The organism is Variovorax sp. P5_A3 (genome assembly GCF_056400665.1).
Genome location: NZ_JBFUKW010000027.1, coordinates 1 through 15,405, shown reverse-complemented (window position 1 = coordinate 15,405; position 15,405 = coordinate 1). Strand labels below are relative to the sequence as shown.

Genomic DNA, 15,405 nt, shown 5'->3' with positions numbered 1-15,405 from the left:
CCCGATGCAGTTCGCAAGCATTTTGGCACCCGCGCGCCGTCGGCCCCGCGCCTCTTTTCCCACACTCTCTCTTTCGCTCGTCCTCGCAGCCGCCGCCATGCTCCAGCCGGCCCGTGCGCAGAACGGCAACGACGACGTCTTGCTGCAGATGAAGCAGGCCTCGCAACGCGGCGACAAGGCCCGCCTGACGGCGCTCCTGCCCCAGGCGCGCGGCCATGCGCTCGAACCCTGGGCGGCGTACTGGGAGCTGAAGGCGCGAATGTCTGAGGCGAGCCCGCAGGAGGTGCAGGACTTCCTCGCTCGCTATGCAGGCACCTATCAGGAAGACCGCCTCCGCAACGATTGGCTGCTGCTCGCCGGCCAGCGCCGGGACTGGGACAGCTTCATGACCCTGCACCCGGCCTATCGCATGAACGACGATGCCCAGGTGCGCTGCTACGCGATCCTGATCGACACGCTCCGCAATGGCAGCGCCACCCAGGCCCAGGCCGACGAGGTGCGTCGCACCTGGTTCGCCCAGCGCGACCTGGATGACGGCTGCCTGACCGCCGCCGACCGCATGATCGGCGCGCGCCTGATGTCGCCCAACGACGCGTGGAAGAAGGCGCGCCTGTCGATCGAGGCCAACCGTCCGCAGGCCGCGCGCGCGGCCGTGTTGCTCGTCGCGCCCGACGCCATCCCGCTGTTCGACGATATGAACGCGAGTCCCGTCAAGTTCCTGACCGGTCGGGGCTTCGCGGTCGCCAAGTCCCGCCGGGAGCTGGTGGTGCTCGCTCTCATCAAGTTGACCGTGGCCGATCCGGAGATCGCGGCCTCGCAGCTCGAAGGCAAATGGGGCGTGATGCTCTCCGCCGAGGAGCGCAACTGGCTCTGGGGTGCCATCGGACGGCAGTTCGCGACCAAGCTCTCGCCGATGGCCAACAGCTACTTCGCGAACGTCACCAAGATCGGCGACCTGACCGACGACATGCTCTCGTGGAAGGCACGCGCCGCCCTGCGCGCGGGTGAATGGAAGCAGGTGCTGGCCGCCATCAATGCCATGAGCGAGGTGCAACAGCTCGATCCCACCTGGGTCTACTGGAAGGGCCGCGCGCTGACGGCCATCGGTGGCGACGATCGCCGCGCAGAGGCGCGCACGCTCTACGAGAGCATCGCGGGCACACGCGGTTTCTACGAACTGCTGGCCCTCGAGGAACTGGGCCAGCGCGCCGCCGTGCCGACCCGGCCTGCGCCGCTCACCCCCGAGGAGAAGGACGCGGCCCGCAACAACCCGTCGCTCCAGCGCGCCCTCTACGCCATCTCGATCGGCCTGCGCCCCGAAGGCACGCGCGAGTGGAACTACGCGACCAACCTGCACGACAAGGGCGGCATGAACGACCGCGACCTCCTGGCCGCGGCCGACCTGGCCTGCCAGCGCGAGGTGTGGGACCGCTGCATCAACACCAGCGAGCGCACCAAGGGCGTGATCGACGTCGACCAGCGCTTCCCGATGCCTTTCCGCGACACGGTGGTGCGCAAGAGCCGGGAGATCGGTCTCGACCCGGCGTACGTCTACGGCCTGATCCGCCAGGAGAGCCGTTTCATCATGGACGCTCGCTCGGGCGTCGGCGCTTCGGGCCTGATGCAGGTGATGCCAGCCACCGCGCGTTGGACCGCCAAGAAGATCGGCATGGGCGACTTCACGCCGGGCCAGATCAACGACCGCGAGACCAACATCACGATCGGCACCAACTACCTCAAGCTCGCGCTCGACGACTTCGACGGCTCGATGGCGCTGGCCGCAGCGGCCTACAACGCAGGCCCTGGTCGCCCGCGCAACTGGCGCAACGGCCCGGTGATGGACGCGGCGATCTGGGCCGAGAACGTGCCGTTCACCGAGACCCGCGACTACGTGAAGAAGGTGCTTGCCAACACCACCAACTACGCCGCGGTGATCAGCGGCCAGCCGCAGTCGCTCAAATCGCGCCTGGGCAGCGTGGGTCCGCGCAACGCCACCGAGCCCGAGCCGAACAAAGACCTGCCTTGATGAAGCGCGGATGAATCGAGCGCTGCAAAACCTGCGTGCCCGGTTTCCCGACTGGGCCAACGAATGGCTGGAGATCGTCGTCCCCCTGGTGGAGGTCGTGCTGATCCTGCTCGCGGCCTGGCTGCTGTACCGCTTCGTGCGCCGGTTGATCGAGCGGGTGACCATGAACTACGCCCTGCCCAAGGACGTGGCCTTGATCACGCGCCGCACCTTCGGCTTCCTGCTGTACAGCGGCGCCCTGCTGTGGGCCCTGGAGCGGCTGGGCGTGTCGGGCACCGTGCTCTGGAGCGCGTTCACCGGCTTTGCCGCCGTCGGCGCCGTGGCCTTCTTCGCAGCGTGGAGCGTGCTCTCGAACATCTTCTGCGCGCTCCTGATCTTCACGACCCGCATGTTCTGGCCCGGCGACACGGTGGAAGTGCTGGAGAACGGCGAAAAGCCGGGCCTCAAGGGCCGCGTGATGGACATCAACCTGGTCTACACCACGCTCCAGGAAAGCGGCAGCGCCCAGGAAGGTACGACCCTGAAGATCCCCAACAGCATGTTCTTCCAGCGCGCCGTGCGCCGCTGGCACGGCATTTCCCCTGAACTGCCGCGGACCGCGGATCTGGTTGCACATCGCACTCCAGACACCCCGCCCGATCCACACCCCAAAGCCAGGGATACCGCGGAACCGGCTTAGCCGGGCCGCCGGTATCGCCCCCGGCGGGGGGTGGCGGCCACACGAAGTGGGCAAGCCTGGGGGCGAGTTCAGTGACCCGCGGAACCGGCTTAGCCGGGCCGCCGGTATCGCCCCCGGCGGGGTGGCGGCCACACGAAGTGGGCAAGCCTGGGGGTGAGCGAAATCTCCGACGTCCTACAGTCAGGATCGCCGGCCACGGCCACACTGCGGCCTCTTGCATTTCACGCCCCAGCATGGCCGCATCAGTCTGGGCGGCGACCACCGAGGTGCTCGCCGCTGAGTTCTCCGACGTTCCCGATCTTGCGCAGATGCTGCGCATCCTCGTACGTCTGTTGCTGGCCTCCGTGCTCGGCTTCATGCTGGGCTTCGAGCGCGAGCAGCACGGCAAGGCCGCGGGCGCACGGACCCACATGCTGGTGGCGATCGGCTCCGCGCTGTTCGTGCTCGTTCCGCAGCAGGCCGGCATCATGCCCGCCGACATGAGCCGCGTGATCCAGGGCCTGGTCGCAGGCGTCGGTTTCCTGTGCGCTGGCACCATCCTCAAGTCCGGCCGGGACGAACAGAACGTGCAGGGCCTCACCACCGCGGCCGGTCTGTGGATGACGGCAGCGATCGGCATGGCCTGCGGCCTCGGGCGCGAAGTGACGGCTGTCCTCAGCGCGCTGCTGGCGCTGGTGGTGCTGGCGCTGGTCCCGCGGCTGGTGTCGCTGCTCGAACGCGTGTTCGGTCCGCCCGCGGACGATGCGCCGCCGCCCCGCGTCATCGCCAACCCGGACGACCCATCGCAGCGCTGAGCATCAATTTCGCGCTGCGATTGCATCAATGGCGCCGGACGCGCCCGCTAGGATTGAAAGCTTTGCATCACTCCCGGAGACCTTCTCGATGACACAGCTCTACATCGGCAACAAGAACTACTCGTCCTGGTCGATGCGCCCCTGGGTGCTCATGAAGCAGGCCGGCATCGCGTTCGAGGAGGTGATGGTGCGCTTCGACACCTTCGACGAGCACTCGAAGTTCAAGCAGACCATCCTGCCGCTCAACCCGACGGGCACGGTACCCGTGCTGAAGGACGGCGACATCGTGGTCTACGACACGCTCGCGATCTGCGAATACCTGGCCGAGACCCACCCGGACAAGAAGCTCTGGCCCACCGACAAGGCACAGCGTGCAAAGGCGCGCAGCGCCTGCGCCGAGATGCATGCCGGGTTCACGTCGCTGCGCACCTACTGCACCATGAACATCGAGGCGGACCTGAGCCGGCAGGGCCAGTTGATCCTGCGCGACCAGCCCGGCGTGCGCGCCGACATCCACCGCATCGTCCAATTGTGGAGCGGCCTGCTCGAAGCCCATGGCGGCCCGATGCTCTTCGGCGACTTCAGCATTGCCGACGCCTACTACGCCCCTGTCTGCACGCGCATCAAGACCTTCGCCCTGCCAGTGCTTGCCTCCATCTCGGCCTACATCGAGCGCGTGCTCGCATTGCCCGGCGTCAAGGCTTGGATCGCCGACGCGCTCGTCGAGAAGGAATTCGTCCTCATGGACGAGCCCTACCGCCTGGAGCGCTGAGGGCGGCGGGGCGTCCTAAACTGCGCCCCATGCAAATCTATCTCGTCGGCGGCGCGATCCGCGATGCGCTGCTGGGCCGCCCCGGCAGCGATCACGATTGGGTCGTGGTCGGCGCCACGCCCGAACAGATGGTCGCTCGCGGCTTCCTGCCCGTGGGGCGCGATTTTCCCGTCTTCCTGCACCCCGAGACGCGCGAGGAATACGCGCTGGCGCGCACCGAGCGCAAGAGCGCGCCGGGCTATCGCGGCTTCGTCGTCCACGCGGCGCCTGAGGTCACGCTCGAACAGGACCTCGCGCGGCGCGACCTGACCATCAACGCGATCGCGCTGCCCGAAGCGCGCATCAACACCTCCGATCGGCTGGACCTGGACCCGGCCGACCTGGTCGACCCCTTCCACGGCCAGCGCGACCTGCAGCAGAAACTGTTGCGCCACGTGACCGACGCCTTCCGCGAAGACCCGGTGCGCATCCTGCGCGTGGCCCGCTTCGCCGCGCGCTTCGCCGATTTCCACGTCGTGCCCGAAACGATGGCGCTGATGCGCGAGATGGTCGAGGCCGGCGAAGTGGACGCCCTCGTGCCCGAGCGCGTCTGGCAGGAACTCTCGCGCGGCCTGATGGAAGACAAGCCTTCGCGCATGTTCGAGTTGCTGCGCGAGTGTGGGGCGCTGGCCGTCCTGCTGCCGGAGGTCGACCGCCTGTGGGGTGTGCCGCAGCCGGAGGCGCACCATCCCGAGGTCGACACCGGCGTGCACCTGATGATGGTGCTCGACATGGCCGCGCACCTGCATGCGCCGCTGGCGGTGCGTTTCGCCTGCCTGGTGCACGACCTCGGCAAGGGCACGACGTCCGCCGACGTGCTGCCACGGCACATCGGCCACGAGCAGCGCAGTGCGAAGCTGCTGCGCGCCGTGTGCGACCGCTGGCGCGTGCCGGTCGATATCCGCGAACTGGCCGACGTGGTCGCGCGCGAGCACGGCAACATCCACCGCAGCGGCGAACTCAACGCCGCGGCCATCGTGCGCTTGCTGGAGCGCTGCGACGCGTTCCGAAAGCCCGAGCGCTTCGACGAGGCGCTGCTGGCCTGCGAATGCGACGCGCGCGGACGCCTCGGTCTCGAAGACATCCCGTACCCGCAACGCACGCGGCTGCTCGCGGCCCTGACTGCCGCACAGTCCGTCGCCACCGAGCCGATCGCGCGAGAGGCGCAGCAGGCGGGCGCTGCCGGGCCGAAGATCGGCGAGGCCATCGCCCGCGCGCGCGTGGCCGCCGTCGCCGCGGCATTGCCCCCTGCCGCCTGAAGGCGGCAACCCTCCTCCCGAAGGTGGATTGGCGGCTTTGGCCGACGTGCCGCGCGGTGCGAGTCTGCTATGGTTTTCCCTCCATGCTGCAGACGCCCCCCCGACTCACTCCCGACGCGGCCCTGTTCCTCGACTTCGACGGCACGCTCGTGGCCATCGCCGAGACACCGGAGGCTATCCACGTCCCCGCGGCCATGGTGCCGCTGCTCAGCGACCTGCATGACCTGCTGGGCGGCGCGCTCGCGGTCGTCTCCGGCCGCCAGATCGACGTGCTCGACCGCTTCCTCGCACCGCTGCGCCTGCCGGCCGCCGGCGAGCACGGGGTGCAGCGCCGCGATGCCGAAGGCCGGATGCAGGAGCAGCGCGCGCTCGATCTCACGGCCGTGCTCGACACCGCCAACGAACTCGCCCGCGTGCATGAAGGACTGCTGGTCGAGCGCAAGCACGCCGCCATCGCCCTGCACTACCGGCTTGCGCCGCAACTGGAAGCCGTGTGCCGCGACGCCATGGCCCGCGTGATCGACGGCCAGCCGCAATTCGAGCTGCTGCACGGCAAGTTCGTCTTCGAGGTCAAGCCAGCGGGCATCAACAAGGGCATTGCGATCGATGCCTTCCTGCGAGAAGCGCCGTTCGCGGGTCGTGTGCCCGTGTTTGCAGGCGACGACACCACCGACGAAAGCGGCTTCGCCATCGTGCAGCCGCGCGGCGGCGTGGCGATCAAGGTCGGCTCCGGGCCCAGCCTCGCGCTGCACCGGCTCGACTCGCCGCGGGCGGTGTTCGAATGGCTGGTGGCTGCGCGGGACCTGCTTGCATCGCCGCCGCCCATCACACCAAGGAACCCGGCATGACCATCATCCAGAAAGAGGTCGACGCGCCCGAAGACCGCGCCGGCCAGTCCGTCGCGGGCGCCGCGAGCGCCAGCCAGCAGGCGCCAAGTCACCCCGAGGCCATCACCGAGCCCTCCGCGCGCACCGGCTTCGGGCCGCCCGCCGAGCCCTCGCTCAACGTGGGCGTGATCGGCAACTGCGCCTACAGCGCGCTGATCGACGCGCGCGGCCGCGTCGTCTGGAGCTGCCTGCCGCGCTTCGACGGCGACCCCGTCTTCAACGCGCTGCTGCATACCGGCGAGGATGCGAGCGCATGGGCCATCGAGATCGAGGACTTCGCATCGTCGAAGCAGTGGTACGAGCCGAACACCGCCGTCCTGCGCACCCAGCTCTTCGACACGGCGGGCCAGGGCATCGAGATCACGGACTTCGCACCGCGCTTCCACAGCCGCTCGCGCTACTTCCGGCCGCTCACGATGGTGCGCCGCGTGAAGCCGATCCAGGGGACGCCGCGCATCCGCGTCACGCTAGCGCCTCGTTTCCAGTGGGGCGCGATGGCGCCGACCATCACGCGCGGCAGCAACCACATCCGCTACGTGGGCCCGGACTTCACGCTGCGGCTGAACACCGACGCATCGGTCTCCCACATCCTGTCGCGCCAGGCCTTCGTGCTCTCTCGCGAATACAACTTCGTGCTGGGCGCGGACGAGACACTGACCGACGGCATCGCCGACACGGCCCGCCACTTCGAGCAGGAGACGATCGCCTACTGGCGCACCTGGAGCAAGCGCCTCGCGATCCCCTTCGAGTACCAGGACGCGGTGATCCGCGCGGCCATCACGCTCAAGCTCTCGCTCTACGAGGACACCGGTGCGATCGTCGCCGCGATGACCACCAGCATCCCCGAGGCGCCGGGCAGCCAGCGCAACTGGGACTACCGCTACTGCTGGCTGCGCGATGCGTTCTTCGTGGTGCGCGCACTCAACAGCCTCTCCGAAGTGGGCACGATGGAGGACTACCTTCGCTGGCTGTCGAACGTGGTGATCGGCTCGCGCGGCGAACACATCCAGCCGCTCTATGGCATCGGCCTGGAGGGCGACCTGCCGGAGGCCTTCGTCGAGGGGCTCAGCGGCTACCGCGGCATGGGGCCTGTGCGCGTGGGCAACCAGGCACAGGAGCACTTCCAGCATGACGTCTACGGCAACATCGTGCTCGGCGCGGCGCAGGCCTTCCACGACCATCGTCTGCTGAGCAGGGGTGGCGAGGCGGAGTTTCCTTACCTGGAAGCCGTCGGCGAACAGGCGATCCGTGTCTATGGGACGCCGGACGCGGGCATGTGGGAACTGCGCACACGCGCCCGCGTGCACACCAGTTCGGCGCTGATGAGCTGGGCCGCCTGCGATCGCCTCGCCAAGATCGCCCGCACGCTCGGACTCACCGAGCGGGCCGCCTACTGGCACGATCATTCGTCGCGCATGCGGGAAGAGATCCTCACCAAGTCGTGGTGCGAGGAACGCCAGGCCTTCGCCGAAAGCTTCGGTGGCCACGAGCTGGATGCGAGCATCCTGCTGATGGCCGAGGTCGGCCTGATCGACGCACGCGACCCGCGCTTCGTCTCCACCGTCGAGGCGATGGAGAAGTCGCTCTGCGATGGCCCGTACATGCGCCGCTACGAGGCCGCCGACGATTTCGGCAAACCCGAGACGGCCTTCAACATCTGCACCTTCTGGCGCATCGACGCGCTGGCCAAGATCGGCCGCAAGGCCGAGGCACGGGCGATCTTCGAGACCATGCTGGCGGCGCGCAATCCGTTGGGGTTGCTGTCCGAGGACACGCATCCGATCACCGGCGAGATGTGGGGCAACTTTCCGCAGACGTACTCGATGGTCGGCATCATCAATGCAGCGGTAAGGCTCTCCGCCCCCTGGGATTCGTGCATATGAGTCGACTGGTGGTGGTCTCCAACCGAGTGGCGGACCCGCGCAAGCCGGCGGCGGGCGGACTGGCCGTCGCGCTCGGCGAGAGCCTCCAGCAGAGCGGCGGCCTGTGGTTTGGCTGGAGCGGGTCCATCGTCGAGGACGGGCCCACCGGCGAAGGCGAAATGCACAAGCAGCAGGCCGGCAAGGTCACGCTCGCCACCATCGACTTGAGCCGCGAAGACCACGACAGCTACTACCTCGGCTACAGCAATGACGTGCTGTGGCCCGTGTTCCACAACCGCCTCGACCTCGCGCACTTCGACGCCGGCTTCATCGGCGGCTACCGGCGCGTGAACCAGCTCTTCGCCCGCAAGCTGATGCCGCTGCTGGAGAAGGACGACATCATCTGGGTGCACGACTACCACCTGATCCCGCTGGCCGCCGAGCTGCGCGCGATGGGGTGCCGGCAACGCATCGGCTTCTTCCTGCACATCCCGTTGCCGCCGCAGATCATCATCGCGGCCATCCCGCAGCACGAGTGGCTGATGCGCTCGCTGTTCGCGTACGACCTGATCGGCTTCCAGGCGCAGCAGGACGTGCAGCACTTCGAGCACTACGTGCGCAACGAAGCCCATGGCGAGATCCTCGACGACCACCTCTTCCGCGCCTATGGGCAGACCGTGCGTTGCAACGCCTTTCCGATCGGCATCGATGTCGACGAGTTCGCCGCGCTCACGCATGCGAAGGAATCGCGCGACATGTACGAGACCATGCGGCGCGAGTATTCGAGCCGCCGCCTGCTGCTCGGTATCGACCGGCTCGACTATTCGAAGGGCATCCCGCAGCGGGTGCGCTCGTTCCGCGAGCTGCTGGCCAACTACCCGGAGAACCGCCGCAGCGCGACGCTGATCCAGATCGCGTCGCCCACGCGCGAGACGGTCGACGCCTATGCGGACATCCGTCGCGAGCTCGAGTCGTTGTGCGGCGCCATCAACGGCGACTACGGCGAACTCGACTGGATGCCGGTGCGCTACATCCACCGCATGGTCGCGCGCAAACGCGTGCCGGGACTGTGCCGGGCGGCCGCCGTCGGCCTCGTCACGCCGTTGCGCGACGGGATGAACCTGGTGGCCAAGGAATACATCGCGGCACAGGACCCAGCGGACCCGGGCGTGCTGGTGCTGTCGCGCTTTGCCGGCGCGGCCGAGCAACTCAGGGAAGCGCTGCTGGTGAACCCCTACGATACGCACGGCACCGCCGAAACGGTGCAACAGGCGCTGATGATGCCGCTGGACGAGCGCCGGGAGCGCCACCAGAAATTGCTCGCCCGCATTCGCGAGCAGGACGTGCACTGGTGGCGCAAGGGCTTCCTGAACGCGCTGCGCGCCGCGGAGAGCGTTCGCTAGGCACGCGGCGCACGCTGACGTCAGGCCGCGCGGGCCACGAGCAATTGCACGAGCCGTGTGACGATCGAGGCCCCGGCGGGCGCCGCCGTCGCTGTGCGAGGCAAGCCCCGCACCTGGGCAGGCGATAGCGCCGAGACTTCGATCCACCCGCCGTGGTCGGCGACATAGGCTTCGCCCTCGCTGAGCATCGACCGGGCGGTGAACACCGTTTCGCCGAACCACGAAGGCGGGGAAACCACGCTCACCGCGCCTTGCGCGACGAACAGTGTGGCGCCCTTGTCCACGGCCATGCGCAGCGCCTGGCCGGGTTGCAGGCGGGTCATTTCGGAGAACTCTGTCGTCATCTGGAACACCTCGGAAGGAAGATTGCGATGGCTTCATCGTAGGGAGGCGGTTGCCAGAAAAACAGGCACAGGCATGGGCATTCGCAGGCATAACAGTGACGGGCGCGGCCATCTGTTATGGTCAATTTCCTTCGAAACTGCATCTGTTTCCGCCGCTGTGGCTAAGGGAGCATCGATCGCATGGAATCGCCACCGCTCTACCGCCAACTGGCCACGCACTACCTGGACGCCATCCGTGCCGGCTCGCTCGTGCCGGGTGACAAGCTGCCCTCCTTGCGCAGCCTGATGCGGCTGCACGACATCAGCCTGTCGACCGCGCTGCAGCTTTGCCGGGCGCTGGAAAGCGAAGGCTGGGTCGAGGCTCGCGACCGCGCCGGCTATTTCGTGCAGCGCCCGCGCCGCCTCGCGATCGCGGCCATGGAAGAGCCCCCCGCCAACGAGCCTCCCAACCCGGCCCAGTACGTCGGCATCCATGCCAAGGTCTCGGACTTCGTCGCGCGCCGGCGCCAGGGCGAAGTGCGGATCGACTTCTCGACCGCACGCGGCGCGCCGCAGCTCTACCCAGCGCAGGCGCTTCGCACGACCATGATGCGGCTGCTGCGCCAGAAGCCGGAGTTGCTCACGACGGCCGCGCCCTCACGCAGCCGCACGCCCTTGCGCGAGGTCGCGGCGCGACGCGGCCTGCGCGTGGGCATGACGCTCGCGCCCGACGAGGTCATGGTCACCAATGGCTGCATCGAGGCGCTGAACCTCGCGCTGCGCGCCGTGGCCCAACCCGGCGACACGGTGGCGGTCGAGTCGCCGACCTTCTACGGCCTCCTGCAGGTGCTCGAAAGCCTGGGCATGCGCGCCGTCGAGATACCCACCAGCCCGCAGACCGGCCTGTCGATCGAAGCCCTGGAAATGGCGCTCGACGCCTACGACAACATCAAGGCGGTGGTGGTCGTGCCGCATCTGCAGAACCCGCTGGGCAGCGTCATGCCCGACGCCCACAAGCAGCGGCTGGCAGCGCTGTGCGAGCAACGCGCCGTGGCGCTCATCGAGGACGACACCTACAGCGAACTGATCGACGCGGACGTGCCGCCGCGCGCGATCAAGTCGTGGGACCGCAGCGGCAACATCATTCACTGCGCATCGCTGCACAAGATCCTGGCGCCCGGCATGCGGCTGGGCTGGATCTCGGCCGGCCGCTGGCACGGGCGCGTGGAAATGCTGAAGTACACCCAGACCCGCAGCAACGAGGAACTCTCGCAGTGGGCGGCCGGCGAGTACATGGGCACCGGCGCCTACGACCGCCATCTGCGCCGCTTGCGCGAGAAACTCAAGGTGCAGCGCGAGCAGACAGCCGATGCGATCGCCGCGCACTTTCCGTCCGGCACACGGCTGAATTTCCCGCCGGGCGGTCTTCAGCTGTGGGTGGAACTGCCTGGGCGGCTTTCATCGATGCAGGTGTTCGATGCAGCCTTGCGGGAACGCATCCTGGTGGCGCCGGGGACGCTGTTCTCGAATTCGCCGCGGTTCGATCACTACCTGCGGATCAACTGCGGGTGGCCCTATGACGACACGATTGCTGCGGGGCTGCGGCGCTTGGGGGAGATCGTGGGCGAGTGCGCGGCGGCGCCGGGGGCGATGACGCGGATGGCGGCGTGAGCCGGCGCAATCGGGCATGGGTCGCAGTTCGACCTGCGCGGACCGCTCAAAATTAAAAAAACGACGTCGTTTTTTACGGCGACGCAAGCTGGTTCTTCAGGATCACCCATCAAGAAGTGTCTCGATACACTATGTAGCTTTTTTGCTTAATCCGTCTTGATTGGTGACGCAAAAAAGCAACGTACAAACATCTTGATGGAGTTGATCAAATGAGAAAGTGGTTTCTTGCTGCCGGTGTCCTGGCCGCAGTGACGTTGGCCTCCTGCGGCGGCGGCGGTGGCGGCGGCGGCTTGGGTGGCATCGCAGCCGCAACCCCCAAGCCCACCCTGACCACGTCGGTCAAGATCAACGGGCAGGCCGCCACGGCCCAAAGCGCGGACCAGTACGCCGTGAAGCCCGGTGACACCGTGGAGATCACGCCCAGCCAGGGCAGCATCACGTGGACCAGCAGCAGCTCGCCGGCCGGCATCACGGCCAAGGCCGTCGCCAGCACACCCACCCAATGGAGTGCCCAACTCATCAACGAGACCGCCTCGCCGGCCACCTACACGGTGGGCGCCTCCGCGGGCGCAGAGGCCGCAAACACCAAGACGCTGCAATTCGTGGTGGCGGGTGGCGATGCGCGCAACGGAAGCTATCAGACCTATGCCACCAGCGGCGGCCGATTCACGCTGGCGCTGAATTTCGATGCCAGGACCTACGCCTTCACCGGGAGCAACAACGGCGACCCGGATGCGTCGGGGAGCTTCAGTCCGGATCCCAATGAATCGGGGACCTATGTGTTTGCCAGCAGCCGTATCACCACGGTGGCCAATACCGCGCGCTTTCGCGTCGCGGCCGACACCATCGTCGGTGCGTTTCCGTTCACGCTGATGAACAAGACGCCGACGGTCACTTCGACGCGGCCCTTTATTGCCACGCGCGCGCTGATCCGGACGCAAGCGTCGCTGGATGGCGTCTACAACCGCTTCGGCATCAATCTCACGAGCACCGACGACGCCTCGCAAATCACGCAGGTGCGGGTCTCCAACGGCGGCACGAACCTGGACGTTTGCATGACCGCCATCATCTACCCCATTGACATGTGCCCGACGACTGCAAGCTATGCGGTCATTGCGGGAACAACCCCTGACACCTGGCAGATGATCGACGGCACCGGCGCCAATGTCGGCAGCTTCGGCATCGCACCGCTGGGCGACGGCAAGGTCTACCTCTCGGCGGGCCGGCTCAACAGCGGCACGACCGATGCAGTGTTCCGCGTCGGCGTCAGCGACAAGAGTGTCTGGCAGATCGGCTCCGGTCACGGCAGCGCGACGCCCGGCTCATGGGGGACGGTCAATCTGCTTGGCAACAATACGTCCACACGCGTCGGCATCGCCGTCGACGGCAGCAGCGTGCAGGCCAGCAATACCTACTACGGGATGCAGGTGCCGGATCCGGTTTCCGGCCTGGCCGTTGCAGGGGTGCAAGGCATGCGTCAGTTGCCCGGGACGGGGGTCACCTACTTCGCCATGCAGGGGGCGGGACTTTTCGCGATCGTCGGCGCGAACAATGTTGCGCAAGGGACCAACGGGTATCTGCAGATCAGTTTGATGGATTGACTATTCGCGCCGGTCGCGGCATCGCGGTGCGGCGGCTCGTGCGCGTGCACGGCGATTCGGAACATTGAATTTCTCCATGAATCCGCATTCGAGAGGCCGCGATATGCAGACTTCACAGCCGTGCAAACGCTCCATCGCAGAAGCGCGACACTAGACCTCCTGGATATTCTCACTCTTTATTTATTTCGTTACGGCCGATAGAGTCGGCCATAGGTCACGTTGGCTGACCGCTAGAAATAACGGAGAGTCACGATGAGGTTTTGGGGTTTGCCAGCCGCGCTCAGCGCGCGGTTCGGAGAAGTCAGGTCTCTTGCATCGAAGTCGGTCGCAGCGGCGGCGCTGATTGGAGCGATTGCGGGGTGCGGCGGAGGCGGAGGCGGCGGAGGGGCAATCCTGCCAGTAACCCCGGCCCCCMCCCCGGCCTTGAGCGTATCGGTCAAGGTCAATGGCAACTCCGCGCAGCCGAGCAACGGCCAATATGCGGTCAAGCCGGCTGACCGGATCACTGTGACCGCAAGCCAGCCGGTCACGTGGTCAACGACCCCGACGCTGCAAGACACCGCAGCCCCGAACGTGCCTACTTCCACGGCTACCACCTGGACCGCTCAGGTGGCCAATGTCCGAGCAACTGCTACGACCCTGACGGTGACAGCCTCGGCCGGATCAGCGGGCACACAGGACTCGGTTTTCAGCATCGCGGCGGGCGACCCCCGCAACGGCACATATACCGGCTTTGCGGCGAATGGGGGGCGGCCCGCGTTCACACTCGACTTCGACAACATGGCCTATGTGATGTCGGACTTCCCCCAGTCATCGACCGGCGCAATTACCGTAGACCCGACCAATAGCAGCACCTATAAATTTTCGGATCCACGCGAACCGACGACGACGGTGAACAACAGCCGATTCCGCATCACCACCGACACCGTGGTGGGCGAGTTCCAGTTCCTTTCGCCCAAGAGCCTTGCCACCTACGCGTTGCAGCCCTTCGTGGCATCGCGCGCGCTCGTCACCACGCAGTCAGCGTTGGATGGCATTTATACGCGGCTTGGCATCAGCCGGACCGAGACAACCGGCGACTCGGACATTCGTCAATTGGTCATTTCCGGTGGCGGCACGCTCATCCAATATTGCGACCAGTTGGCAATCTCCTCGGTGGCCAGCTGTCCAGTCGGTTCAATCGTCGGCTATGCCGTGTCCGCAGGACCCTCGCCTACGTGGTGGAAGCTGCAGAATCTGGCCGACGCGAACGACTGGGGTTACTTTTCGATTGCGAGCGTTGCGGGCAAGAACGTCTACCTGTCTGTGGGCTACCAGTCGGCCGCGCCGAACGCGGCGTTCTTCCAGATTGGCCTGCTGGAGTCCGCAACCTGGCCGAACCTCAGCTACTTCGGAGGCGACACCGGCGGAAACTGGGGATCAATGGAATATTCATTTGACTCGACGCTCTCGCGTCAGCTCTACAGCTCGCAGATGGTGCAGAGTGATGCGAGCGGCTTCTCATATTCGAACCTCGCCCTCACGATCCCCAGCGCCAACATAGTGAACCTCAGGGCGTTCCAGACCGGCAACTCCCTCACCAGCTATTTCACCGCGCAGGATGGGACGCTTGCCGCCGTTGTCGGTGCGCGCAGCGGCGCGGCCGCAGGCCATATCCAGATCGGACTCATCCAATGATGAGTACTGCGGGGCAGGTCGAACCGAGGAGAACGACAGCAGTGGGGCCTCTGGCGGAAGTCGGTCCACAGAGCGCGTACATACTTCGAGATGGACCTCGTAGCGCTCCGGTCGCAGTGGGCCGAAGACCTCCACAGCCGGCACGGCTCTACCAGCGCACCTTGATGCCGAGCGAAGCCTGCACGGAGGACTTCACGCTGGCATCGCAGCCGATGTCCCACAGGTGGCCGATTTCCCCGTAGAGGCTCGTCGCCGGTGTCAGTGCCAGGGTCGCGCCGGCAGCCACTTCGGCGGCGCTGTAGCCGCCTGCGCTCGCGATGACGGTCGCTCCCGCCGGTCCGATGAAGGTGGCCGCGTCGTCGCCGAAGCTGGCGTGGTACAGGTTCAGGCGTCCATAGGGTTGCAGCCGTCC

At 66.8% G+C, this 15,405-nt stretch carries 13 protein-coding genes; 11 read left to right on the top strand and 2 right to left on the bottom strand.

Annotation, left to right across the window (positions count from 1 at the left end; translation table 11 throughout):
* Positions 1–4: 4 nt before the first annotated feature.
* From AC1D3B_RS29965 to otsA, 8 genes are all read left to right on the top strand, one after another.
* Positions 5–2,026 (top strand): lytic transglycosylase domain-containing protein, encoded by a 2,022-nt coding sequence (locus AC1D3B_RS29965; protein ID WP_478194314.1) that lies wholly within the window; start codon positions 5–7, stop codon positions 2,024–2,026.
* 10 nt (positions 2,027–2,036) lie between these two features.
* A complete protein-coding gene (locus AC1D3B_RS29960; protein WP_478194313.1) occupies positions 2,037–2,705 on the top strand; it encodes a mechanosensitive ion channel domain-containing protein in 669 nt (222 codons plus the stop codon).
* A gap of 233 nt (positions 2,706–2,938) precedes the next feature.
* On the top strand, positions 2,939–3,499 hold the full coding sequence (locus AC1D3B_RS29955; RefSeq protein ID WP_478194312.1) for an MgtC/SapB family protein: 561 nt from the start codon (positions 2,939–2,941) through the stop codon (positions 3,497–3,499).
* An 88-nt stretch (positions 3,500–3,587) separates the two neighbouring features.
* Positions 3,588–4,271, top strand: coding sequence for a glutathione S-transferase family protein (locus tag AC1D3B_RS29950; protein WP_478194311.1), 684 nt, complete (start codon positions 3,588–3,590; stop codon positions 4,269–4,271).
* A gap of 29 nt (positions 4,272–4,300) precedes the next feature.
* The gene (locus AC1D3B_RS29945; protein WP_478194310.1) at positions 4,301–5,569 is read left to right on the top strand and encodes a multifunctional CCA addition/repair protein; all 1,269 of its coding nucleotides are present in this window, start codon (positions 4,301–4,303) and stop codon (positions 5,567–5,569) included.
* Between the two features lie 83 nt (positions 5,570–5,652).
* Complete coding sequence (otsB, locus tag AC1D3B_RS29940) at positions 5,653–6,417, top strand: trehalose-phosphatase (protein ID WP_478194309.1); 765 nt, start codon at positions 5,653–5,655, stop codon at positions 6,415–6,417.
* Positions 6,414–8,339, top strand: coding sequence for a glycoside hydrolase family 15 protein (locus AC1D3B_RS29935; protein WP_478194308.1), 1,926 nt, complete (start codon positions 6,414–6,416; stop codon positions 8,337–8,339). Before otsB ends, AC1D3B_RS29935 begins: the two co-directional genes overlap by 4 nt.
* On the top strand, positions 8,336–9,721 hold the full coding sequence (otsA, locus tag AC1D3B_RS29930; protein ID WP_478194307.1) for an alpha,alpha-trehalose-phosphate synthase (UDP-forming): 1,386 nt from the start codon (positions 8,336–8,338) through the stop codon (positions 9,719–9,721). The genes AC1D3B_RS29935 and otsA overlap by 4 nt, the downstream gene beginning before the upstream one ends.
* A 20-nt stretch (positions 9,722–9,741) precedes the next feature.
* Here the strand turns inward: otsA and AC1D3B_RS29925 are convergent, their stop codons facing one another.
* Positions 9,742–10,065, bottom strand: coding sequence for a hypothetical protein (locus AC1D3B_RS29925; RefSeq protein WP_478194306.1), 324 nt, complete (start codon positions 10,063–10,065; stop codon positions 9,742–9,744).
* A gap of 180 nt (positions 10,066–10,245) precedes the next feature.
* Between AC1D3B_RS29925 and AC1D3B_RS29920 the strand changes: the two genes are divergently transcribed.
* The 3 genes from AC1D3B_RS29920 to AC1D3B_RS29910 all read left to right on the top strand — a co-directional run bounded on the left by AC1D3B_RS29920 (position 10,246) and on the right by AC1D3B_RS29910 (position 14,993).
* Complete coding sequence (locus AC1D3B_RS29920; protein ID WP_478194305.1) at positions 10,246–11,715, top strand: aminotransferase-like domain-containing protein; 1,470 nt, start codon at positions 10,246–10,248, stop codon at positions 11,713–11,715.
* Positions 11,716–11,924: 209 nt separating this feature from the next.
* On the top strand, positions 11,925–13,316 hold the full coding sequence (locus tag AC1D3B_RS29915; RefSeq protein WP_478194304.1) for a hypothetical protein: 1,392 nt from the start codon (positions 11,925–11,927) through the stop codon (positions 13,314–13,316).
* 423 nt (positions 13,317–13,739) lie between these two features.
* Positions 13,740–14,993, top strand: coding sequence for a hypothetical protein (locus AC1D3B_RS29910; RefSeq protein WP_478194303.1), 1,254 nt, complete (start codon positions 13,740–13,742; stop codon positions 14,991–14,993).
* 148 nt (positions 14,994–15,141) lie between these two features.
* Here the strand turns inward: AC1D3B_RS29910 and AC1D3B_RS29905 are convergent.
* On the bottom strand, positions 15,142–15,405 hold a 264-nt coding region (locus AC1D3B_RS29905; protein WP_478194302.1), incomplete at its 5' end, for an autotransporter domain-containing protein.